The sequence below is a fragment of the Salinimicrobium xinjiangense DSM 19287 genome (assembly GCF_000423585.1).
GTDB classification, from domain to species: domain Bacteria; phylum Bacteroidota; class Bacteroidia; order Flavobacteriales; family Flavobacteriaceae; genus Salinimicrobium; species Salinimicrobium xinjiangense.
Genome location: NZ_AUIG01000008.1, coordinates 82,320 through 105,879, shown reverse-complemented (window position 1 = coordinate 105,879; position 23,560 = coordinate 82,320). Strand labels below are relative to the sequence as shown.

13 protein-coding genes are annotated in these 23,560 nt (G+C 41.7%); 6 read left to right on the top strand and 7 right to left on the bottom strand.

Translation table 11 applies throughout. From position 1 onward, the window contains the following. Window positions 1-17: 17 nt before the first annotated feature. Both G564_RS0104055 and G564_RS0104050 read left to right on the top strand, forming a co-directional pair. The gene (locus tag G564_RS0104055) at window positions 18-1,382 is read left to right on the top strand and encodes a glycan-binding surface protein (RefSeq protein WP_029036536.1); all 1,365 of its coding nucleotides are present in this window, start codon (window positions 18-20) and stop codon (window positions 1,380-1,382) included. Between the two features lie 17 nt (window positions 1,383-1,399). Beyond that, entirely contained in the window at window positions 1,400-3,583 is a 2,184-nt protein-coding gene (locus G564_RS0104050; protein ID WP_029036535.1) for an endo-1,4-beta-xylanase, read from the top strand. Between the two features lie 135 nt (window positions 3,584-3,718). On the opposite strand, the gene G564_RS0104045 is transcribed toward G564_RS0104050, so the two are convergent. From G564_RS0104045 to xylE, 6 genes are all read right to left on the bottom strand, one after another. Then, the gene (locus G564_RS0104045; RefSeq protein ID WP_084625572.1) at window positions 3,719-7,930 is read right to left on the bottom strand and encodes a hybrid sensor histidine kinase/response regulator transcription factor; all 4,212 of its coding nucleotides are present in this window, start codon (window positions 7,928-7,930) and stop codon (window positions 3,719-3,721) included. Window positions 7,931-8,160: 230 nt separating this feature from the next. Then, window positions 8,161-10,092 (bottom strand): sialate O-acetylesterase, encoded by a 1,932-nt coding sequence (locus G564_RS0104040; RefSeq protein WP_029036533.1) that lies wholly within the window; start codon window positions 10,090-10,092, stop codon window positions 8,161-8,163. Between the two features lie 11 nt (window positions 10,093-10,103). Beyond that, window positions 10,104-11,237 (bottom strand): glycoside hydrolase family 43 protein, encoded by a 1,134-nt coding sequence (locus G564_RS0104035; protein ID WP_029036532.1) that lies wholly within the window; start codon window positions 11,235-11,237, stop codon window positions 10,104-10,106. A 107-nt stretch (window positions 11,238-11,344) separates the two neighbouring features. Next, on the bottom strand, window positions 11,345-12,661 hold the full coding sequence (gene xylA, locus G564_RS0104030) for a xylose isomerase (RefSeq protein WP_029036531.1): 1,317 nt from the start codon (window positions 12,659-12,661) through the stop codon (window positions 11,345-11,347). 2 nt (window positions 12,662-12,663) lie between these two features. Then, a complete protein-coding gene (locus G564_RS0104025) occupies window positions 12,664-14,157 on the bottom strand; it encodes a xylulokinase (protein WP_029036530.1) in 1,494 nt (497 codons plus the stop codon). A gap of 1 nt (window position 14,158) precedes the next feature. Then, window positions 14,159-15,772, bottom strand: a complete 1,614-nt coding sequence (gene xylE / locus G564_RS0104020) for a D-xylose transporter XylE (RefSeq protein ID WP_029036529.1) — start codon at window positions 15,770-15,772, stop codon at window positions 14,159-14,161. 158 nt (window positions 15,773-15,930) lie between these two features. Between xylE and G564_RS0104015 the strand changes: the two genes are divergently transcribed. Together G564_RS0104015 and G564_RS0104010 are read left to right on the top strand one after the other, a co-directional pair. Continuing rightward, a complete protein-coding gene (locus G564_RS0104015) occupies window positions 15,931-16,647 on the top strand; it encodes an NUDIX hydrolase (protein WP_051205295.1) in 717 nt (238 codons plus the stop codon). Window positions 16,648-16,788: 141 nt separating this feature from the next. Then, window positions 16,789-17,853 carry a LacI family DNA-binding transcriptional regulator gene (locus tag G564_RS0104010; RefSeq protein ID WP_029036527.1) on the top strand — a complete coding sequence of 355 codons (1,065 nt, stop codon included), beginning with the start codon at window positions 16,789-16,791 and terminating at the stop codon, window positions 17,851-17,853. Between the two features lie 365 nt (window positions 17,854-18,218). On the opposite strand, the gene G564_RS18515 is transcribed toward G564_RS0104010, so the two are convergent. After that, window positions 18,219-20,306 (bottom strand): glycoside hydrolase family 3 C-terminal domain-containing protein, encoded by a 2,088-nt coding sequence (locus G564_RS18515; RefSeq protein WP_245583654.1) that lies wholly within the window; start codon window positions 20,304-20,306, stop codon window positions 18,219-18,221. Window positions 20,307-20,601: 295 nt separating this feature from the next. Here G564_RS18515 and G564_RS0103995 point away from each other — a divergent pair, with 295 nt between their 5' ends. After that, window positions 20,602-22,770 (top strand): alpha-glucuronidase family glycosyl hydrolase, encoded by a 2,169-nt coding sequence (locus tag G564_RS0103995; protein WP_029036526.1) that lies wholly within the window; start codon window positions 20,602-20,604, stop codon window positions 22,768-22,770. A gap of 30 nt (window positions 22,771-22,800) precedes the next feature. Next, window positions 22,801-23,544 (top strand): SDR family NAD(P)-dependent oxidoreductase, encoded by a 744-nt coding sequence (locus G564_RS0103990; protein ID WP_029036525.1) that lies wholly within the window; start codon window positions 22,801-22,803, stop codon window positions 23,542-23,544. Window positions 23,545-23,560 lie beyond the last annotated feature (16 nt).

The following is a 23,560-nucleotide window of genomic DNA, read 5'->3' as shown; positions in this document are numbered from 1 at the left end:
ATTAAATCAATTATAAGATGAAGGATAATATTTTAAAAAAAACATACTGGAGCCGGATCTCTGTAATGGGAATCTTCCTTTTCGGATTGTTCTTTACAGCCTGTTCCAGTGACGATGAGGTTGACGGAAGTGATATAACTGTTAATGCGGTATATCTTCAGGATGTCGATTCAAGCGTGCCAGACAGAGAAGTGGACTTTGCCCGCCTGGGTCAACTGTTGCGTCTTGAAGGTTCCGGATTTACAGGGGTTAAAAGGGTTTATATCAATGGCTATCCCACACATTTTAATCCGGTATATGTTTCCGACAACTCCATGCTCATACGTGTTTCCCAGGATACTCCTGTTTCCGAGGCTGAGGAAGACGTACGTAATACTATTCGTCTGGTAAAAGATAATACTGAAACAACAATTAACTTCGAGATACGATCTTCGGCACCTACTATTAGCAGCGTTTCGCACACTTTGCCTAAGGCGGGAGAAGAAATTACCGTGTATGGAACAGGATTGGTGGAGGTTAGCAGAGTAGTATTTCCGGGAGATATTGAGGTAATTCAGGGAATCTCCTACGACGAGGAAGATGGTGAATTCTTTACAGTAACTGTTCCCGAAGGAATATCTGAAGCCGGTGGATCAATATATGTTGAAACTGCAAACGGAGTAGCTTATTCTCCTGCTTTCTTTAACGTCGAACAAGGCGTTATTTTAAACTTTGATGGAAAAGGAACTATGGGAGAATGGGGAACTAATATTACCAGTGAGGATCTTAAATCTGAGTCGCTTGGTGAAGGGCATGTTTCCCAAGGGAACTATGTGCCTCATGGTCCTGCCGATGGTGCAACATTTGCTGGCGGGAAAAATCGTTTGTCTGAAGTCTGGACATCAGGTGAGGAAAACTGGCGTTCACAGCTTACTCCTATGATTCCGGCAGATACTCCTTTGGATGAGGTGGCTTTTCAATTCGACGTTTTTGTTCCTGAAGCTTGGGCCGGTTCGGGATTTCTGAAAATTATGTTGATAAACAATTTTAACGGTGGCGAATGGAGCGGAGGAGTGTATAATTATGTGCCATGGATTGTTGATGGCGAGGTGGTACCCTTTGAAACCCAAGAATGGACTACGGTCACCATTCCTCTTACAGATTTCTACATGTTCAATGATGGAGGCGATTATACTTTTGGAGATGTTTTACAGTATCGGGAATCTGCTACTTACAAAAACTTTGGGATCTTCTTTGAGAACTCTGATTTTAATCTAAATCAGCTTCCGGAATATGGCACTGATGTGGAATTCCCTTCTTCAGAAACTTCTGTTCAGGTCTATACAGATAACTGGAGAATTGTTTCTCTGGCAACTCCAACAGTTACAGATTTTCCTGAATAACCTAAAAAATTAGAAAGATGAAACAAATAAAAGCAATATCAGTTTTCCTTCTTTGCTCTCTACTTTTTCCGTCTTGTGAACGGGAGATCATGGAATGGGAAGAAAGACCTGAAGAACAGAAAGTGACAACGGCAGAGCTTCCTTTGGAGCTTGCTGAAAAGATCGAAAGGTATGAACCATTAAAAACTTATGCAGATTACGTTCTGGGCGCTGGCATAGGAATGGACCTTTACATGAATGACGAGGTTTACAGAAATATTGTAAACGAAAACTTTGATGAAGTTACTGTAGGTTACGCCATGAAGCACGGAGCCATGGTAAACTCTCAGGGAGAGATCAATTTTGCCCCTGTTGACGCTTTTATCGCGATGACAAATGAAGCCGGTATTGATGTTTATGGACACACACTTGTATGGCATGCTAATCAAAATGCAAGCTATTTAAACAGTCTTATAGCTCCCACAGTAATTCCGGGATCGAGTGGTTCAAATGCATTGGACATAACGGGATTGCAGGATGGTAGCTTTACCGGCTGGGCAAGAAACAATCCGGGTGATGGTATAACAGTGGTGGACGGTGAAGGTCTGGGAGATAACGCAAAAGCCATTCAGCTGGTGGCAGGTTCAGGTGCTGCAAATGCCTGGGATCTACAATTGGCAAGTCCGCAGGTTCCTGTTGTGTCAGGTAATGATTATGAAGTATCATTTTATATAAGATCAGATCAGCCTGGAAAGGGGCGTGTATCCTTTAGCGGACTAGCCAACAATTATCCATGGCAGGACTGGTACGCTACCGGTGGTGAGTACACTGAAGCTTTTGAGACTACTTCCCAGTGGCAGGAGGTAAAGTTCACTGTTAGTGACTTTACCGGAACAAGCTTTGGGATGTCATTAGATCTAGGGTATTTGCCGGGTGTAACTTATTATATTGATGTAGATAGCTTTAGCGTAGTGGACCTTGATGCTGAAGCCGAAGTAGTTAATCTTATAGCTAACGGTGATTTTGAAAATGGTACTCTGGATGGCTGGGGCGGCTGGGGAAATGAATCCACACGATCTGTTTCTGCGGCAGGAGAAGGTTATAACAGTACTTATGCAATGGTTCTAACAAACCCTACTGAAGCCCAGTTATGGGAGGCGCAACAGGTTTATACTTTAAACGAGCCACTGGAGCAGGGAAGCGAATATACTGTTTCTTTTTACGTCAAAGCAGATGTACCCGCTACTATTCAATTTCAGTTACAAAATCCCGATTATGCAGCCGATTATTCCGGCGGTATTGAAGTTGGAACCAACTGGCAACAGGTAGTAAGAACCGTTACCGCAACTACGGCAGATCGTAATAAATTTGTCTTCGATTTTGGACAGACAGCAGCGACGATCCACATTGATGATGTAGTATTGACTTCTGGTGAAGTAGCCGCAGGATCTCCCCCGGTTATAGTTGAGATGTCCGATCAAGAGAAAGCCGAAGTTATTGGTGCTGCCATGGAAGATTGGATCACGAAGATGGTTACCCGTTATACATCTGAAGTAACTGCTTGGGATGTGGTGAACGAACCGATGAGAGAGGGTGGTTCGCTTCGTGATGGAAATGTAACAGATCCTGCGAGTGACGACTTCTACTGGGTTAAATATCTGGGTAAGGATTATGCTGTAACGGCCTTTAAACTGGCTCGGGAAAACGCAGAGCCATCAGATGTTCTTTTCATCAATGACTACAATCTTGAGGCCAGTATGGCAAAATTAGATGGATTGATCGAGTATGTGAACTACATAGAAAGTCAGGGAGCAACTGTAGATGGAATAGGAACCCAAATGCACGTTTCCTTGAACACAAGTAGAGAAAACATTGTTGAAATGTTCCAGAAACTGGCAGCCACCGGTAAGATCATTAAAGTTTCTGAGTTGGATGTGAGGCTGGGAACGGCTTCTCCAACGGCTGCGCAGTTAGCCGATCAGGCAGCTATGTACCAGTTTATCTTTGATTCTTATAGAGAATACATCCCAGCTGCTCAGCGATATGGGATCACAATATGGGGTGTTTCAGACCACGAAAAGGAACATGAATTCTGGTTACCGAATGAATCCCCTAACTTATGGGATGCAAATTACCAAAGAAAGCACGCTTATAAAGGAGTGGCCGACGGTTTGGCCGGTCGTGATGTAAGTGAAGATTTCACAGGAGATCTGGACTATTAGATTTTGAATTAGCCATAATAAAAAAATAAAAAACCGGGTTTCCAGCCCGGTTTTTTATTTTCTAATGTTACAACACGGTTGTCATTTTTAGCCCATATAAAAATTAAAAATCTTACCTGCTTGGATTTTTCAAAGTTACTCGTCCTTAATTTCTGTGGGAAGGACCCCAAAATGAGTTTTAAAGCATTTTGAGAAATAAGAAGGTGAAGAAAAACCAACGTGGTAACTTATTTCACTTACAGAAGGAGCACTGGGCTCTTCCAGGAGTTCTTTAGCTCGTTCGAGCCGTATTTTACGTATTAGCTCATTTGCAGTAAGTCCCGTTAAGGTCTTTATTTTCCTGTAAAGCTGACTCCTGCTAAGATTGAACTCATCAGCAAGTTTTTCTACATTTAAATTTGTTTCCTTAATGTTTTCCTTGGTATACCTAATAATTTCCAGGATAAATTGTTGATCCAGGGAAGTGGCGTGGGAATCAACTTCAGTTTTGTTGAAGTCTCCCATGTATTTGGAATATAAAAGCGATCTGTTGGCAACTAGTTGTCTCAATTGAGATCGCATGACTTTCATTTCGAATGGTTTGTTTAGATAGACATCTGCTCCCGCTTCCAATCCTTCTACCCAGTCATCGGTTTGGGCCTTTGCGGTTAACATAAGTACAGGAATATGACTGGTTTTCAAGTCTTTCTTTAAGGAGGAGCAAAAATCATATCCATGCATTACAGGCATTATTACGTCGGTAATAATAACATCTGGTAAATATTTTTTTGCTTTTTCCATCCCTTCCTGCCCATTTTCGGCTACAACAACTTTATAATCAGAACTCAATTCTTGTTTAATATATGATCTAAGCTCTGTGTTATCTTCTACAATTAGTAATGTCTTTTTGTCCTGTTTTTTTGTACTCAATTCAATAGAGTTGCTCTTCTGTAACTCTGTTTCAGGCTGCACCATTATGATTTCGGGATCTTTTATTTCAGCAGGATCATAAAAATCCTTGTCCATAGGAAGTAAGATCCTGAATTTAGTTCCCACACCCAATTCACTTTCTACCTCAATATCTCCCCGGTGTAACTCGATAAAACTCCTTACAACCTCAAGACCTATTCCTGTTCCGCTGTAATATTGGTCATTGCGGTCTTTTATTTGATAAAAACGATCAAATATTTTATGCAGCTCATCAGCTTGTATTCCCTTTCCTGTATCTTCAATGCTAATTTCAAAGGCTTTTAATGGGCTTTGGCTTTCTATAAGTTTAAAAATATGCATTTCCCTTTTCGTGGTCACTGTGATAATCCCGTTGTTTGGTGTGCTCTTGAATGCATTTGAAAGTATATTGAAAAGGATCTTTTCAAGTTTATCTCTATCGGCCCAAGCAATTATAATATCTCGATCTGTATCTATTGATACTGCGATATTGCGTTGCTGTGCCTCTTCTACAAAGTATCCGGTTATTTCATAAAGCAGCTCATTAATATCAAAAGGAGAGATCTTTAGCGGAATTTTTTCAAACTGAAGTTTTCTGAAATCCATCAACTCATCAATCAGCCTTTTAAGTCGTATGGTATTTTTGTTGATAATTTTGACCTTTCCCTTTAATTTTTCCGGAAGGCTCTTGTTTTCCAGAATATCCTGTAGCGGGCTAAGAATTAGTGTAAGCGGTGTTCTGAATTCATGGGATATATTCGTGAAGAACTGAATTTTTTTATCATTAAGAGCCTCCTCCTGAAGGTGTCGTGTCCTCTCCTGTTCAATAGCACGTTTGCTATTAAGACGTGAATTGAAAAAGCGGAGTATGACATAACATATCAGAAGAAACACTAAGACATAAGATAGAAGTGCAACATTTGTAAACCACCAGGGTTTTTGTATAATAATATTTAGTATTGTAGGTTCAGCTTCCCATAAACCATCACTATTGGTTGCTTTTACCTTAAAGGTGTAACTTCCTGGAGGAAGGTTTGTGTAAGTAGCACTTCGGCTGCTTTGTACATAATTCCAGTTATCTTCAAAACCTTCAAGATAATATGCAAACTGAATTTTTTCTGGTCTTGTGAAGTCTATTGAGGCAAAATCAATGGTAAACACAGACTGTGAATGATCAAGGGAGATTTCGTCTGTTTGGGATATAACCTTTTCCAGAGGAGAGTTTTTCTGGTTTGGATTAATTGACTTGTTAAATACTTTGAAGTCGGTTAAATAAACATGCGAGGGATTCTTATTGAACGTAAGGTTCTCGGGATTAAAATAATTGACCCCTTCGTAAGAGCCAAAGTAGATTGTTCCACTCTGATCTTTATAGACACTACTATTATTAAAGTCATCACTTAGAAGCCCGTCACTGATGGAGAAATTTTTAAGTGTGTTCATCTCCCTGTCCAATTTTGAGATGCCATTATTGCCGGCTACCCAAATCGCACCACTATCATCCTGAATGATAGAAGATACCGTCACTTTATTAAAACCAGTTTCTGGTTCTATCCAGGAAAAGGAGTCTTTCTTCATATCATACTTACAAAGCCCCAGACCATCTGTTCCTATCCATATGTTTTGAGAAGAATCTTCGTAAATATCCAGAATCTGACTTCTATAGGATTGCTCACCGGCATCTTTGTAAAATCTTTGAGAAAGAACTTCGAGATCAACTTTCCCATTTACCATTTTTATTTTGAAAAGTCCGGCACTTCCACCTATCCATATATTATCCCGACTATCCACATAGACCCGCCTTACATCACTAAAATTGATTCTTTCCTGAATGAAAGGTTCCTCGTCGTAGATAGTAAATTTTTCTTTCCGGGGATGAAAAGAATGAATACCCCTGGAAAAAGTTCCGATCCATATAGTACCACTGGAATCTTCAGAAAAGCTGAGAATGCGATTGGAATCTATTTCACCACCGGTGTTTTGAACAGAAAAATTTCTGAAGGACTTAGATCCTTTCTCCAGGAAATAAATTCCATAGTCCCAGGTTCCAACCCATATATTTCCCTTGCTGTCCATAAAAAGCGTTTGAACATCTGGAGAATCCAATCCATTTGCAATTTCATTCTCATTGTTCAATAAATGTGTAAACTTACCTGAAACAGGATTATATATATCAATACCACCACCATCCATACCAATCCATAATCTCCCTTTCTCATCCTTGATGATACCCGTAACAGAACTGGATTCCAGGGAATTAGGATTGTTCGATTTACTCTCTATGTCGGCAAATTTGTCGTATAGCTCGTCGTAGACACCTACACCATTATTGTAGTAACCAATCCATATACGTTCCTGATCATCTAAAAACAACGACCATATTGAATTTGATTTTATTCCGTTGTCGTCATTTTTATTGTTGAGATAGTGGTTTAGAATATTTCCTTTCCTGTCTATTTCGAACATTCCATCGTTTTCGGTACCACATAAGATCGTCTTTCTAGGGGTAGAGAGCAGTGACAGTATCCTTTTGGAGGTGATAGGAAGATGTTCTATGGCATAGCGCCCATTTTCGTTACCATCGATTTTATACAAGCCGTTTGTTGTGGTGCCTAACCAAATTGAACCTCTGCCGTCTACTTCTGTGGTTTGAATATGGGCACTGATCTGTTGCTTCCCATTAGCTGTCATAAAGTCGAGGGGAGCAACTATTTTACTATCCTCGGAATATTCATATAAACCTCTGTTGGTCCCCAGAAGGATTCTATTGTCAAAATGGGCAATATCGTTTATTAAGAAGTTCCTTATTTCGTCGGCAGCTTCTATTCTGATACTTGAAGTTTCACGGCTTGAAGAATCAATTCTATATAATCCGTGTTGATGGGTGCCCACCAGAATGTCCCCATTTTTCATTTCCAGGATCGCATGTACTGCCTTGCCTGCATTTTCTGCTTCCCCCAACAGGTTGATATGGATAAAATTATTCTGGTCTCTATTGTAAAGCTCCAGTCCCCTTTCTGTACCTACCCATAACCGGTTTTGTGTATCTACAAAGGTGACGTGGATAAGAGAATTGTTTAAACTTGTACTGTCATTCTCGATAAATTGATAAGAGGTGTAATCCAGACCGTTGTACCTGTTAAGTCCGAGGCCATTGGTGCCCATCCAGATAAATCCCTGTTGGTCTTGAGAAATACTGGCCACAGCTCTTTGTGTAGGTATTTTTTTTAGTTCCTTGAACTGATATTTTTGAAACTGTTTGTTCTGGGCCGAGGTCGGAGAATGGCTTAGGGACAGAATAATGAAAAGAAGAAAAGGGAACACTTGCTGAAAATCAGAAAGAATAGAACTGCCAACGCGTGCAGCCAATTGCCTGCAGTCATCGAAAAAAGAACTTCTGAAATATACTTGCCAGGTCATAAGCAAAGAGATTACAAATTTATCAGCTTGTGGAGGACAGGGAAATCTTGTCAGCGTATTTTTTTAAGCTTTAAAAATAGAACTTTAGAGATAGCTTTGAGTTCGGTGGATCCTTTTAATTCACTATCGTGAGACTCTCCTTCAATATATCCTATTCTTCTAAGCAAATGAAAACTTATAGATTATTTTCCAGTATAAATACAATGAAAATTCTCTCAAAGTTTTTATCCTTACTCCCAATCGTCTGTCCTGAAAGGAGAGGCAGGAAATCCATTCTTATTGAATAGATTGGCCCCTTCGGGATTATCTGCCCAGGCGTAGCGTACGGCAACAGGATTTTTCACCTTAGGACTATACACTATTACTTTGTCACCCCTTATTTCGGCATTGGCCCAGTAGAATTTTCCATCTTCTCCTGCTATACTGAATTGCCGAAGTTTGTCACCGTCCTTCGTCACCAAACCTCTTCCGACCTCCCTGAAATTTATTACTATAGTATCCTTTTTCCGGGTAAAGGATTCGTAGAGAGGTCCGCCGCTAACGATTTTTTCATCATAGGCAACTTTTCGTGCTGCCTGTGCAAGGCGATGTCCAACCGCTTTTTTATTTAAGGGATGAATATCGTTCCATTCGCCCACATCTATAGTAACTGCCATTCCGGTTTTGGGCAGGGACAAAGTTTTTAACTGCGAATCACGGAGTCTTGCCCAGTTGCTGTCTCCCGGTTCATCCCGGCTTTCCATAAAGTTTGCCAGTTGTACAAACAGGAAAGGAAGTTTTGGTTGCTCCCATTGGTCCCGCCAGTCTGTAATAAGAGCAGGGAAAAGGGTCTCATATTCAACGGGAGAGTCTGCATTAGATTCCCCCTGATACCAGATAACACCTTTCAAAGTACATTCTGTAAGAGGATTAATCATTGCATTGTATAGGCCCAAAGGTTTCCATCTTATAAATGTTTGTCCCCTTAAAGAAGGCATTTCTACTCCCAACTTGTATTTCCATTCTCCTGTCAGGTCAATTTCTGAGTCGTCAAAAATGAGCTTATAAGGCTTGTCTGTAACAAAACCTCCTCTTCCGCTTTCGTTGGTGATCCTTATGCTGATGGTATTTTTTCCCGGCTTCAGGACATCTGCAGGTACAGAATATCTCCGCGGAGGGTACTGGTAGGTTGTATTTCCTACAAAGCTGCCGTTGATAAAAACTGAATCGGCATCGACAATCCTTCCCATTAACAACTTTGGGGTTTGCTTCGCCAGTTCTTGCGGAATTTCAATTGTTTTTCTGAACCAGACGACTCCATTTTTAGGCCCCAATTCATTATCGACCCAATAGCCCGGAATTTCCATAGTATTCCAGTCGGCAGTATTGACATTTGTCTCTTTCCACTTGTTTGGTATTCCAATGTCTTCCTGGACAGCCTTCTGGTGCCAGTTTCCTATTCTTTGAGTATCATTCTTCTGAATGCTATCTCTGTATTCAGGATTTTTGTACTGCATTGCCTCAGCATAATGTGCAGGAAAATCTTTTAAGGCTTCTTCGCTCATCCAGGCTTCTGCAGGCGAACCTCCGAGACTGGAATTGATAATTCCAATGGGAACCTGGTATTGATCATAAAGATCTTTGGCAAAGAAATAAGCAACAGCCGAAAATTGTCTGATATTTTCAGGAGTTACAGCTTCCCATTTTCCAGCCTCCAGTTCCTGCCTGGCTTCTTCAAAATGGTAAGTCTTGGGCACTTCAAAAAATCGCAGTTTGGGATTGGAAGCATTGGCTATCTCATCGGCATATAAAGGTTCCACTCTTCCCATGGACAATTCCATGTTCGATTGTCCCGAAGCCAGCCACACATCTCCAATATAAACATCCTTAAGCTGAATTTTGTTGCTGCCTGTGATGTCCATAGTGTATGGCCCACCTGCCTTTAGTCCTTTAAGAGAAACAGACCATTCACCACTACTATTCGCCGTGGTGTTGTACTCCTGGTTTAGAAAAGAAATGGAAACAGGCTCCTTGGCAGAAGCCCATCCCCATAGTTTAACTTCTGCTTCCCGCTGCAGTACCATTCCATCATTAATAAGCTTCGGTAATTTTACCTGCCCGGAAACAGATAAGGAATAACTGCAGAAAATTACTGCGGTAAGAAAGAGTCTGAATTTTGACATTTTAGAGAGGTCTAATTAGCAACCACGTCAGGATTTTCATCTTTAAAAGAACTAATAGTCTTTATAGTACCGTCTTCGTTGTACTCAAGTTTAGCCACTTTCATACTTCTAAGATAGGTTTTACCTCCAGAGAGAGAACTGTCGTGGTAAAACAGGTACCACTCCCCGTTATGTTCTACTATTGAATGGTGATTGGTCCATCCCAGAACCGGCTCCAAAATAACCCCCTGATAAGTGAAGGGACCGTATGGACTATCACCGGTGGCATATGCTATATTATGAGTGTCACCGGTAGAGTAGGAGAAGTAATAGGTGTCATTGTACTTATGTACCCACGCGGCTTCAAAAAATCTTCTTTCATTGTCTCCGGTAGTAATAGGATTCCCTTCCTGATCCAGGATTTGAACATCACGTAACTCTTCAGCAAATCCTAACATGTCATCACTCATTCGCGCAATTTTCGGCATGAGAGCAGGTTCATCATCTGCAGGGTATACGTCTTCCTCACCTCGATATTCATTATCGCGATAACGCTGAAGCTGGCCTCCCCAGATTCCTCCCACGTACATGTAATATTTACCGTCTGTATCCTTATAAACCGCCGGATCTATACTATAGCTTTTAGCAATAGGTTCAGGTTGAGGAGTGAAGGGACCTGCAGGGGAGTCGCCAACGGCCACCCCAATTCTGAAAATGTCGTTTTCGTCCTTTGCAGGAAAATACAGGTAGTATTTTCCATCTTTTTCCGCAGCATCTGGAGCCCACATTTGTCTGCTGGCCCAGGGCACGTCCTTAACATCCAGCACAACACCGTGATCTGTCACCGGACCTCCTACACTGTCCATAGAATAAACATGATAGTCTTTCATGTTGAAATGTGCGCCTGTATCATCTTCGGGAATTCCGGAATCCCAGTCATGTGAGGGATATACATAAATCTTCCCTTCAAAAACATGAGCAGAAGGATCTGCTGTGTAATTATCTGTGACAAGAGGTTCAGATGCAAACTCAGGCAAAGTATCGTTTGCCGCGGCAGTATCTTCCTGGACTTCTTCCCTGTTGTTTTCGTTTTTGCATGCTGAAACTACAAGAATGGACAGCATCAGAACTGCAGTTTTTGGAAATCTTAAATGTTTAAATTCCATTAGAAAAAATTGTTTAAAAGTGAATATAAAACCTTGCCCTCATGGCTAAGGTTTTAGGAAAGCCGGAGTTGAGACTCCGGCTTTTTAAATTTATTATCGGGAATGCTCTAGTACGAATTGGCTACAATTTGTTCCAGTAATTCCTGTTTTCCGCTTATTTGCTTTGGTTCTCCGTTTTCACGTGCAATCTTGCTCAGATCTTCAAGAGTCAGCTCTCCGTTTTCAAATTTTGCTCCATTACCTGAATCAAAGGAAGCATAACGATCTTTACGGATCTTGTTATACTTAGTGTTTTCAAGAATGTTATTGGCACAAATAAGTCCTCTTGCAAAAACATCCATTCCTGCAATGTGTGCAATGAATTTGTCTTCAAGATCGGTAGAGTTACGACGGACTTTAGCATCGAAATTAATACCTCCACCCTGGATTCCGCCTCCTTCGAGGATGATCAACATGGCCTGGGTAATTTCAAAAAGGTCAATAGGGAATTGATCTGTATCCCATCCGTTTTGATAATCTCCTCTGTTCGCATCTATGCTGCCCAGCATTCCGGCATCAACAGCTACCTGAAGCTCATGTTCAAAAGTATGACCCGCAAGGGTTCCGTGGTTTACCTCAAGGTTCAGTTTGAAGTCTTTTTCTAGTCCGTATTGTTGGATGAAACGCAGAGAAGTGGCTGCATCGTAGTCATACTGATGCTTTGTTGGTTCCATAGGCTTTGGTTCGATAAAGAAGTTGCCTTTAAAGCCTTGCTTTCTTGCATAATCTTTACAGGTGTTCAAAAATCTTCCAAGGTGATCCAATTCCCTTTTCATGTCTGTATTCAAAAGACTCATGTAACCTTCACGGCCACCCCAGAACACATAATTTTCTCCACCCAGTGCTATAGTTGCATCCAGGGCGATCTTTGCCTGTGCGCCTGCATATGCCAAAACATCGAAGTTCGGATTGGTGGCAGCACCATTCATGTAACGGGGATTACTGAAAAGATTGGATGTTCCCCAAAGAAGTTTTATTCCGCTTTCTTTTTGCTTCTCTTTGGCGTAGTCCACCATTGTGTGGATCCTTTTCTCAAATTCGGCCAAAGTTGGAGCTTCATCCACTACATCCACATCATGGAAGCAGTAGAATGGCGTACCCAGCTTTGTCATGAATTCAAATGCAGCGTCCATCTTATCTTTTGCACGAGTAATAGGATCGTTGCTCTTATCCCATGCAAAGGTTTCGGTACCGGGACCAAAAGGATCTGCTCCGGTGTTGTTGAACGTGTGCCAGTAGGCAGTTGCGAACCTCAAATGTTCTTTCAGGGTTTTACCTGCAACCACCTTATTTTCGTCATACCATTTAAAGGCTAAAGGATTGTCACTCTCCCGTCCTTCAAATTTTATTTGGTCAATGCCTTTAAAGAATTTACTTGTACTCATAATTAATCTTTATCTATTTTAATGTTCATTTTCCATTGTTCATATATGTCCTGATATCTCGCGGACAATTCTTTTTTTGGTTCTAAAGTTTCTATGCACTCCAGTTCGCCCAACGCATCTTTTAAACTGTCGTAATAGCCAAACCCATAGGCGGCGCCCCTGGCTGCCCCTTCAGCTCCGGAAGTGTTATAAAGCTCCAGCTTTGCCTGGGTAGTGTTGCAGAAAATTTCCCTGAAGACCGGACTTAGAAAAAGATTTCCTTTCCCGGCGCGTACTACTTCTCCAGATGTACCCAATGATTTTATGACATCAAAGCCATAGTTCATCGCAAAGACAATTCCTTCACAGGCTGAACGGATCAAATGCGGGGGTTGATGAATATTGAAGTTTAGATTTTCAATGCCCGAATTTGCCTGTTTATTATTAAAAATCCTTTCCACACCGTTACCGAAAGGGTAAAACCTTAGGTTTTCACTGCCGGGTTCCACTTTTGCAGCTTCGCGGTTAAGAACATCATAAGAAAGTAGCTCCTGGTTGCCAACTGAAACTACCTTTCGTAACCATTGGTAAAGTATTCCGGAACCGTTAATTATGCCCAGTAAACCGTTGCGCTTTTCTTCGGGGGTATTACTTACGTGCAGAAATGTGTTTATTCTGCTGTTCTTGTCGTAGAGATCTTTATCGGTTACTGCGTAGATCACTGCCGAAGTGCCCGCGGTTGTAGCAATTTCTCCCGGATTAAGCACGTTTAATGATAAAGCATTATTTGGCTGGTCTCCTGCACGATAGGTTATTTCCACATCACTGTTTAGCCCTAACTCATTCGCGACATCAGGGAGAACTTTTGCCTGGTGTCCAAAAGTCGGGACTATCTCGGGTACAACCTCCTGTGGAAGCCCCATCTTTTCAAGTATTCCGGTAGCCAGTTTTCCTTCTGAAAAGTTCCACAATGCAGCTTCAGAAAGCCCGGATGTAGTAGTTTGAGGTACTCCAGACAATTTTGCAGCTATGTAATCTCCCGGCAACATCATGTATTTCGCTTTAGCGAATACTTGCGGCTCATTTTCTTTTACCCACTTTAGCTTGGATGCAGTAAAATTTCCGGGGCTGCCCAGGATCTGCTTTTGGCAGTTCTCCAGCCCTATTTCTTCGCAGGCTGCATTTCCTATTTCTGCTGCCCGGCTATCACACCAGATGATCGAAGGCCTTACCGGCTCCAGGTTTTCATCTGTCAGGACCAACCCGTGCATCTGGTAAGCAATACCGATCCCCTTGATCTTTTTTATATCCAGACCTTTTTTTCTTAACTCGCCAATTCCCTGGCGCACATATTCCCACCACTTATCGGGATGCTGTTCAGCCCATCCGAACTTCGGCGCGATCATCTCCATTTCAAAATCTGGAGCGGTTACAGAACCAATGATTTTTCCTTTTTCGGCATCCAACAGGGATAGCTTTATCGAGGAGCTTCCCAAGTCAATTCCTAAAAAATACATATTAATCTTGTTTTTTGCGAATCCATATGTTTTCCATGTCTTCGAGTGTTCTTCCTTTAGTTTCAGGTACATATTTCCAGATGAACAAGCCCGAAAGGATTGCCATTACACCGTAGATCCAGTAGGAGAACCCATGATTGAAACTTTCTACAAGAGCTTCGTTGTTGTTCATCATTGGGAAGGTCCAGGAAACGATGAGGTTTGCCAGCCATTGTACAGCAACGGCTACAGCCATCACACCCCGTATTTTGTTGGGGAAAATTTCGGAAAGCAGTACCCACACAACAGGTCCCCATGACATTGCAAAAGCAGCGATGTACAGCAGCATAAGTAGTAGGGCAGGTAAACCTTCCACTTCCCAATAAAGGGTAAATCCAAGGCCAATCATGCTTATCGCCATAACAGCACTTCCTATCATCATTAATTTTTTTCGACCGAACTTGTCCACCGTCATGATAGCGAGCACAGTAAAGAGCATATTAATGGCTCCAACGATTATAGTTTGGAGCATGGAAGCGTCTGTCTCCATTCCCATTCCCCGGAAGATCTCAGGGGCGTAATAAAGCACTACATTAATTCCCACGAACTGCTGAAATATAGATAAAAGGATACCGATAACGACTACAGTCCAGCCAAAGGAGAGCCAGTGGGACCTGGTGCGGCTAAATGAGGCTTTAATTTCCTGTAAGATCTGAGCTGCCCTTTCCGGTCCGTTCAGTTTCGTAAGCACCTTCATAGCATTTTCCTCTTTTCCTTTCATTGTTTGGAATCTTGGAGTTTTTGGTACCATAAGGAGGAAAATGAAGAAAAGGACTGCAGGAATTGCCTCAGAAAGGAACATGAGACGCCATCCTTCTGTATTGATCCAGTCCTCAGTCTGTCCCCTTACAATAAAATAATTCACAAAATAAACCACAAGCATACCCGTAACAATCGCGAACTGGTTAAAGGAAACCAGCTTTCCGCGAATGTCTGCAGGAGCCATTTCGGCAATGTACATAGGTGCAAGCATACTGGCGAGACCAACCCCAATTCCTCCTATTATCCTGTAAATAATAAAGGCAGAAAGATTATTTCCGGGGAAGATATCCATTACTTCAGGATAAGCGGAACCAACTGCGGAAACCAGGAAAAGAAAAGCGGCTATAATAAGTCCGTTTCGGCGGCCAATAGAATTAGCAATGTTGTCTCCAAAAGAAGCTCCAATTATACAACCAACCAGGGCACTACTAATCATGAAACCGAGAATAGAATTCCGAAGGTTTTCTGTAAGGACATCGGGTAATGCAAGAAACTGGAAATAATATAGAGCTCCTCCTAAGAGGAAAAATAGAGCAATAATTATATACGCTTTACTTCTTTTAAAAAACTTGAGGATGAAAGAGCTGAATAGCAGGACAATGGCCAGGACACAAATACTCAGGATCACCTTGAATTGAAAAATACTTTTTGCTGCAAAAACCGAATCGTTTTCGAGCGTAAAAATGAAATAATTCTCAAGGGCTCCAACGGCGCCTGAAATTACTGCAGTGTCATATCCAAAGAGCAAGCCGCCTAAGCTCGCTACTACTGTTATGAGATAAACGCTCTTTTTACTTGTTGTTACTGTCGCCATCTATTGAAGTGTTAAAAATATCTTATAGTTTTTATGACTACAAGTTTAAATATTAATTTTTACTTTAGCAATTTATATGGGAATATATTCTTGAGTATTTATGAACTTTTCACTATGCTGATCCCTTTTATTTTAGCAACAAAATAATTTTTCCTCTAATGGATAAGGAAATCATAAAAAATAGGGCTGAAACTTTTGAGGCCGACGCTATGGAGTCAATAACCATTGACTGTGTAATCTTTGGATTTCAGGAAGGAAGCCTTGAGGTTCTGTTGGTGAAACATGCAGAGGGGATAAGCAAAGGAAAATGGGGTCTGCCTGGAGGGTGGATTAAAAAAAAGGAAGGCATTGACGCGGCGGCCTATCGTTTACTCCGTGAGTTAACGGGACTCGACGAAATATTTCTGGAGCAGCTCAAAGCCTTTGGTGATCCAGATCGCTTTCCTTTGTACAGAGTTATAACAATAGGATATTATGCATTGGTGAAGCGGGAGAATTATCGAATCAAGGCAGGTTTTACAGCTTCGGAAGTTGGGTGGTTTAAAATGAAGGATATTCCGAAACTTATATATGATCACAACGAGATCCTCAATTACAGTTTGGGACATTTACGCAACCGCATTCGCCAGGCACCCATAGGCTTCAATCTTTTACCTGAAAAATTTACGCTGCTGGAATTGATGCATCTGTATGAAGAAATTTTGGGAGTGGAAATGGACAAACCAAATTTCCGAAGAAAGATCCTGAAGATGAAGCTTCTCCGCGACCTGAATGAAAAGCAGGTAGGAGTTTCCCATAGGGCCGCTAAACTTTACAGCTTTGATGAAGAAATTTACAACAGGTTAACAAAAAGAGGGTTCAATTTCGAATTTTAGGCAGGTAAGGAATTATTTTTTCTGTTCATAATTTCTATAAAGCAATCGATTGTTTGAATGGTTTGAGGATTTAATCCGGCAGTTTTGTACATTAGTTAGTCGGGATGGTTTATACCTCCATTGTCTCCTCAACAGTTAATAATGAAAAGAAAAAAGGAAGTTACCATTTATGATTTAGCCAAAGAGTTAAATTATTCTCCTTCAACGATTTCCAGAGCCCTCAACAACCACAAGAGTATCGGCAAAAAAACAATCAAGGAAATTCAGAAGGTAGCGAATGAACTGGGCTATCGTCCCAATTCAGTAGCTGCGAGTCTCCGTAGTAATAAAAGCAAGACAATCGGCATAATGGTGGCCAGGATCAATAGCCCTTTCATGTCAACTTTGATCAGTGGTGTTGAAGATGCAGCCAAAAAAGCTGGTTACAATGTGATTATAAGCCAGTCCAATGAGCTCTATGATAATGAAGTGACAAATGCCAAGGCTCTTTATGATAGTAGAATTGGTGGGTTAATTGTTTCTCTTGCTATGGAAACAACTAGTACAGATCATTTTCGGCAATTTCAGGAAAAAGATATTCCTATTGTGTTTGTTGATCGGGTTCCAAAGGATTTTAATTCATACAGGGTAATCATTGACAATTACGCAGCCGGCTTTCGGGCGACGAAACATCTCATAGATCAGGGTTGTACAAAAATTGCTCATTTCGCAGGTTCTCAGCATGTTAATGTCTACAATATGAGAAAAAAAGGATATTTGGATGCCCTGGAGGAGAGCAACATAAAAATTGATCCAGAGTTAGTCATAAATCTCCCAACGATGAGTTTGGAGGAGGGAACAGAGGCTATGAGAAAGCTGCTTAAAATAGATAATTCGCCAGATGGATTATTTTCTGCCAATGATGCGGCTGCAGTTGGAGCTATTTTAGTCGCTAAGGAAGAAGGGGTGAAAATACCTGAAGAACTTGCAGTAATAGGTTTTAATGATGATCCCGTGGCATCTATTGTGGAGCCATCCCTATCGACGGTTTCCCACCCCGCCCGTAAAATGGGCGAGCTGTCAATTCAAAGAATTTTAGATCACTCAAAAACCAGTCTTGGTTCAAGTGTTTCTGAAATAACTATGTTGGACACGGAGGTTATAATCAGAAATTCCAGCCTAAAAAAGACCAACGAAAGCATACCTGTCAAAAAGGCGATTGTTTAGATCTATTTTCCCGGCCAACAGCTTTGAAATTTCGGGCACTTTAGCATTGCCGCTAGAGAATGTCGGTGGCTTGTCTTTTAATTAAATATTACAGCCGAGGGTAGAATTTTGTTGTCTGATGAAAAAAGAAGGAACCTCTTAAAAAGCCCGCTAATGCTGATTATAGATCTTATCTATCAGTTTGAGGGGGTGGTTTTTAGTTCTTTAAATTTCAAGTATTCTACCAATGAAAATATAATTTCACAACATTGAATTTCAGTATCTTATTCAAAAGTCTTGGTTTAGATCCCAGAAGCGGAGCGCTCTAGATTCTTTTTCCGCACAACAATGGTTAGAATTTTCAAATCAGCACACCCTCAAATCATTTATCTCAAAGTAAAGATAGCTTCTTTTAACTCTTGCACGCCTAATTCGGTACTTCTTTTACCCGGACTTGAACCTCCCACATAAACTTTGAAATCACCTGATTCTAAAATTTTTTCGCCTTCATTGTTCACCAGTTCCATCATTTCTGGAGTGATCTCAAATATGACCTCTTCGGAAGCACCGGGTGCCAGTTCTATTCTTTTAATCCCGTAAAGCTGATATTTAGGAGCTCTTACAGAAGTCTTTAAATCTGAAACATACAACTGCACTACCTCTCCGGCTTTGGTTTTGCCCGTATTAGTAACCGTAATTGCTGCCTTCAGAGAATTTTCTTTCCTGATTCGTTTATCAGAAAGACTGATGTCTGAATATTCAAAATCGGTATAGCTCAAACCATATCCAAAAGGATACATTGGTTCGGCATTCATGTATTTATAGGTTCTTCCCTGCATGTTGTAATCCTCATACGGCGGAAGGTCATCTAGTGATCTTGGAAAGGTGATTGGCAGTCTTCCGGAAGGGGATATTTTTCCAAAAATGACATCTGCAACTGCATTTCCTCCTTCTTCACCGGGATACCATACCAGTAAAACAGCATCTGCAATTTCATGTACTTCCTGTAAATTCATGGGACTTCCTCCGGTGATTACTGCAACTACCGGTTTTTCTTCTGCAGCTTCTTTCAATTTTCTAAGATAGTCGATCTGGTTTTGAGGAAGGTTGTAGTCAAGCCTGTCTCCAAAAGTCTCAGAGGCAATAGATTCTCCTTCTTCCCCTTCAAGTACGCCCGAGATTCCCAGCACAGCTATTGTAGCATCAGAATTTCCGGCATTTGGAGAAGCCCAGTCCTGCGGATTTGCATTTGGCCTGTTCAGCAAAGTTCCCTGCCGGTACTGTAACTGACTTTGTGGTTCAATAGCAGCTGCAACCCCTTCCAGGATGGTTACCAGGTTAGGATTGACTCCGTGATAATTTCCCAGGAGCACTTCAATGCTGGTGGCATTGGGTCCTGTAATAAAGTATTTTGACAGATCATTGCGAAGAGGTAGTACATTGTCATTCTTTAGCAACACCAGTGATTTCTGCGCAACTTCCCTGGCCAGCTGCCTGTGCTCTTCGGTGTTGATATTCTCTGCCGAAAGATGAGCATAAGGATTGTTCTCTTCGGGGTCTAAAAGGCCTAATTTGAATTTGGTTTTTAAGAGGACGGACAATTGTTTATCAATTTCTTCCTCTGTGACCAATCCCTGGTTCACTGCCTCTACTAAAGAAGGATAAACACTGCCGCAATTTAAGTTTACTCCGCTTTTAATTCCCAGGGCCGCAGCTTCTTCAGGTGTTTCCACCACCTTGTGTCCTTCGTAAAAATCAACAAGAGCCCAGCAATCACTTACAATATGCCCCTTAAAATTCCATTTGTCCCTAAGAACATCCTGTAAAAGATATTTGTTGGCGCAACAAGGTTCACCGTTTGTGGCATTGTAGGCGCACATAATAGTTTCCACATCGGCATCAACCAAAGCCTGGAAGGCGGGAAGATAGGTTTCCCACATGTCTTTCAGAGAAGCCTCGGCATTAAATTCATGTCTCAATTTTTCGGGACCGCTATGCACTGCATAGTGTTTCGCAGCCGCGGCTGTTTTTAAATACTTTGGATCATCACCCTGTAGCCCTTTGACAAAGGCCGTTCCCAATCGTGCCGTTAAATAAGGGTCTTCCCCGTAGGTTTCCTGGCCGCGGCCCCATCTGGGATCTCTGAAAATATTGATATTCGGCGTCCAGAAGGTAAGTCCGCTGTATTGTCTTCTGTACCCATTTTTCACAGCAGTGTTATGGTTTCCTCTGGCTTCATCTGAGATTGCTGTAGCAACCCGCAGGATCAATTCTTCATCAAAAGTAGCTCCCATGCCTATAGCTTGGGGGAAAACAGTTGCGACACCAGATCTGCCAACCCCGTGTAAAGCTTCATTCCACCAGTTGTACTCGGGAATGTCTAAGCGTTCTATTGCCGGACTGTTATGCATCATTTGCCAGGCCTTTTCCTCTAAGGTCAATCGATTGATTAAATCCTGGATTCTTTCTTCCATACTTAAGCTGGAATTCCGGAAAGGGTAGTTTTCTGATCCGGAGGTGACTTGGGCTGTGAGGGTGGGGGTAGTTCCCAGAAAAAATAATATAAGAACCGTCTGAAATAAAGAGATTTTCATGTGATGAGGTGTTTTTTGTTGCCTGCCCAGGCATTCTTTAAAATATGGTCTAATCAAAGAAAGAACAAAATAAAATTAAACGCAACCGATTGCGTAAAATATTTTGATGGCAGGGCTTTTTTTTCTAATTTTCGCATTCCAATGATACTACTTCTATCCACCTAATTCCTCCAATATGGTTTACAAAAAATCAGTCCTATATCTTTCTCTTTTCTTTCTCCCATTTTTTCTTTCCGCTCAAAAAGGTTATGATCTTTGGCTTCAATATGATGCTATTGAAAAAGAAGATATAAGGAGTCAATATCTGCGGCAGATCAATAATATTGTTCCGTTTGGTTCCGGGGAAACTGTTAAGGTGGCTGTATCAGAACTGCAAATGGCTTTTGAAGGTTTTTTCCAGGAGGCTATTCGGGAATCAGTTGCCATTGGAGAGCATGATATTGTGCTGGGGACAAAAGAAAATCTTCCGCCGTATGTACTTCCTTCGTTAGAACTGGAACTTTCGAAGATCAATTCCGAAGGCTATATTATCAAGAGGATCCGGATTGGGAACACTCCGGTAACGGTAATAACCTCTCAGTCTGATGCCGGATTGTTGTATGGAGTTTTCAGGTTTATCAGGGAAATTCAGCTACATAATAATATAAGTGATCTCCATATTGTAGATTCTCCAAGGATCCAAAAACGGGTTTTAAATCACTGGGATAATCTTGATCGTACCGTAGAACGCGGTTATGCCGGTTTTTCCATTTGGGACTGGCATCACCTTCCGGACCTTATAAAGCCGCAGTATACCGACTACGCACGCGCAAATGCGTCCATAGGAATAAACGGTACAGTGTTGACCAATGTGAATGCAAATTCCCTGGTGTTTTCTCCACATTATATTGAAAAAGTTAAAGCTTTAGCCGAAGTTTTTCGCCCCTATGGGATTCAGGTCTATTTAACAGCGCGTTTTTCGGCACCTGTGGAAATGGGAGATCTTCAAACTGCAGATCCATTAGATCCCGAAGTAAGGCAATGGTGGAAGAATAAAGCCGATGAAATATATGCTGAAATTCCGGACTTCGGCGGATTTCTGGTTAAAGCTAATTCTGAAGGTCAGCCGGGGCCCAATAACTACGGAAGATCCCACGTCGATGGAGCAAATATGATGGCCGAAGCTTTGGCGCCGCACAATGGGATTGTCATGTGGCGTGCCTTTGTCTATTCAGAACATGATCCCGAGGATCGGGCGAAACAGGCGTATACCGAATTTGTGCCTTTTGATGGCCAGTTTCATGATAATGTGCTGGTTCAGGTGAAGAACGGACCTATAGATTTTCAGCCACGGGAACCTTTCCATCCTATGTTCGGTGCTATGCCAAACACTCCGTTGATGATGGAATTCCAAATCACACAGGAATATCTGGGATTTAGTTCGCACCTGGTGTACCTGCCCACAATGTTTGAAGAGATACTTGATGAAGATACTTATGTGAAGGGAGAAGGATCAACAGTTGCAAAAGTCATTGACGGTACTTTATCCAATAAAAAATTAACCGGAATTGCCGGAGTTGCCAATATAGGAACAGAAAAAAACTGGACAGGACATCCTTTTGGACAGGCTAACTGGTATGGCTTTGGGAGATTGGCCTGGGATCCCTATTTGGATTCCGAAGAAATTGCAGAGGAATGGTTACAGATGACCTTTAGCAATGAAGAAGAATTTGTAGAGGAGGTGAGTGATATGATGATAAAATCCCGGGAAGCGGTGGTGAATTATATGACTCCGCTGGGACTGCATCACATCATGGATACCGGCCATCACTATGGCCCGGGACCCTGGGTTAGTGATTTGGACCGGCCGGAATGGAATCCCGTTTATTACCATAAGGCAGACTCTGTAGGGGTTGGATTTGATCGAACTCAAACTGGTAGCCATGCACTTGCTCAATATGCCGAACCCCTCAGGGAAAAGTACAATTCCATAGAAACCACTCCGGAGAAATACCTGCTTTGGTTTCACCACGTGCCCTGGGATTACGAGATGGAAAATGGAGAGACTTTATGGTACAACCTCGCTTTAAAATATCAGGAAGGTGTTGAGGATGTGGAAGAGATGGTGGAGACCTGGAACAGAATGGAGAAATATGTTGACAGGCAAAAATTTGAAAAAACTAAAATGCTGCTGCAAATTCAGCTGAAGGAAGCCAAATGGTGGCGGGACGCGGTTCTGTTGTATTTTCAGCAGTTCTCTAAAATGGAATTGCCAGATTTTATTCCTAAGCCCGAACATGATCTGGAATATTACCAGTCCCTCAAATTTCCCTATGCTCCCGGCATAAGTCCTGCCTGGCATTAAAAAAGACGATATACGTACCCCCAATTAATTATGGAAAATAAATTGACAGCTATTGTTACCGGTGCCAACGCCGGATTAGGATTTGCAACTGCAAAGAAATTCTGCGACAACGGAATTAAGACTTATGTAAACGGACGAAATGAGGAGAAAACATTGAAAGCCTGCGAAGAACTAGGGCCAAATGCCATACCTTTCATTCTCGATCTTAATAATCTGGACGAAATACCTGCAGCGATTGAGAAACTCGCTCAGGAAGCAGGAAGAATTGATATCTTGGTAAACAATGCCGGGATCAACATGAAAAAAGAATTCTTCGAAGTTACCAATGAAGAATTCCAGAACATTTTACACACAAATGTGCTGGCTCTTTTTGCCATGAGCAGGGAGGTAGTAAAGGTGATGAAGGAAAATGGTTCAGGGAGTATCATTAATATCAGTTCTATGGCTGCTCAATATGGAATCCCGAAGGTGATCGCCTATTCGGCCAGTAAAACTGCTATAGATGGAATGACACGTGCGATGGCTGTAGATTTGGCGCAGTTTGGGATCAGGGTGAATGCGGTAGCCCCGGGATTCATTAAAACCAATATGTCCAGCAAGGCTTTTAACGATGATCCCGAGAGAAAAAACAGGGTGCTCTCAAGAACTCCTTTGGGTAGATTGGGAGAACCTTCAGATGTTGCAGATGCAATTTATTATTTTGCAACTTCAGAATCAAAATTTACTACCGGAACTGTATTGCCGGTAGATGGTGGAAACTCAATAGGCTTTTAAGATGTATAAAATGACT

What these genes read in the sequence shown, in the direction of transcription:
- G564_RS0104055 (WP_029036536.1), top strand. Translation starts at nt 18, where the DNA reads ATGAAGGATAATATTTTAAAAAAAACATACTGGAGCCGGATCTCTGTA.
- G564_RS0104050 (WP_029036535.1), top strand. Translation starts at nt 1,400, where the DNA reads ATGAAACAAATAAAAGCAATATCAGTTTTCCTTCTTTGCTCTCTACTT.
- G564_RS0104045 (WP_084625572.1), bottom strand. Translation starts at nt 7,930, where the DNA reads ATGACCTGGCAAGTATATTTCAGAAGTTCTTTTTTCGATGACTGCAGG.
- G564_RS0104040 (WP_029036533.1), bottom strand. Translation starts at nt 10,092, where the DNA reads ATGTCAAAATTCAGACTCTTTCTTACCGCAGTAATTTTCTGCAGTTAT.
- G564_RS0104035 (WP_029036532.1), bottom strand. Translation starts at nt 11,237, where the DNA reads ATGGAATTTAAACATTTAAGATTTCCAAAAACTGCAGTTCTGATGCTG.
- xylA (WP_029036531.1), bottom strand. Translation starts at nt 12,661, where the DNA reads ATGAGTACAAGTAAATTCTTTAAAGGCATTGACCAAATAAAATTTGAA.
- G564_RS0104025 (WP_029036530.1), bottom strand. Translation starts at nt 14,157, where the DNA reads ATGTATTTTTTAGGAATTGACTTGGGAAGCTCCTCGATAAAGCTATCC.
- xylE (WP_029036529.1), bottom strand. Translation starts at nt 15,772, where the DNA reads ATGGCGACAGTAACAACAAGTAAAAAGAGCGTTTATCTCATAACAGTA.
- G564_RS0104015 (WP_051205295.1), top strand. Translation starts at nt 15,931, where the DNA reads ATGGATAAGGAAATCATAAAAAATAGGGCTGAAACTTTTGAGGCCGAC.
- G564_RS0104010 (WP_029036527.1), top strand. Translation starts at nt 16,789, where the DNA reads ATGAAAAGAAAAAAGGAAGTTACCATTTATGATTTAGCCAAAGAGTTA.
- G564_RS18515 (WP_245583654.1), bottom strand. Translation starts at nt 20,306, where the DNA reads ATGGAAGAAAGAATCCAGGATTTAATCAATCGATTGACCTTAGAGGAA.
- G564_RS0103995 (WP_029036526.1), top strand. Translation starts at nt 20,602, where the DNA reads ATGGTTTACAAAAAATCAGTCCTATATCTTTCTCTTTTCTTTCTCCCA.
- G564_RS0103990 (WP_029036525.1), top strand. Translation starts at nt 22,801, where the DNA reads ATGGAAAATAAATTGACAGCTATTGTTACCGGTGCCAACGCCGGATTA.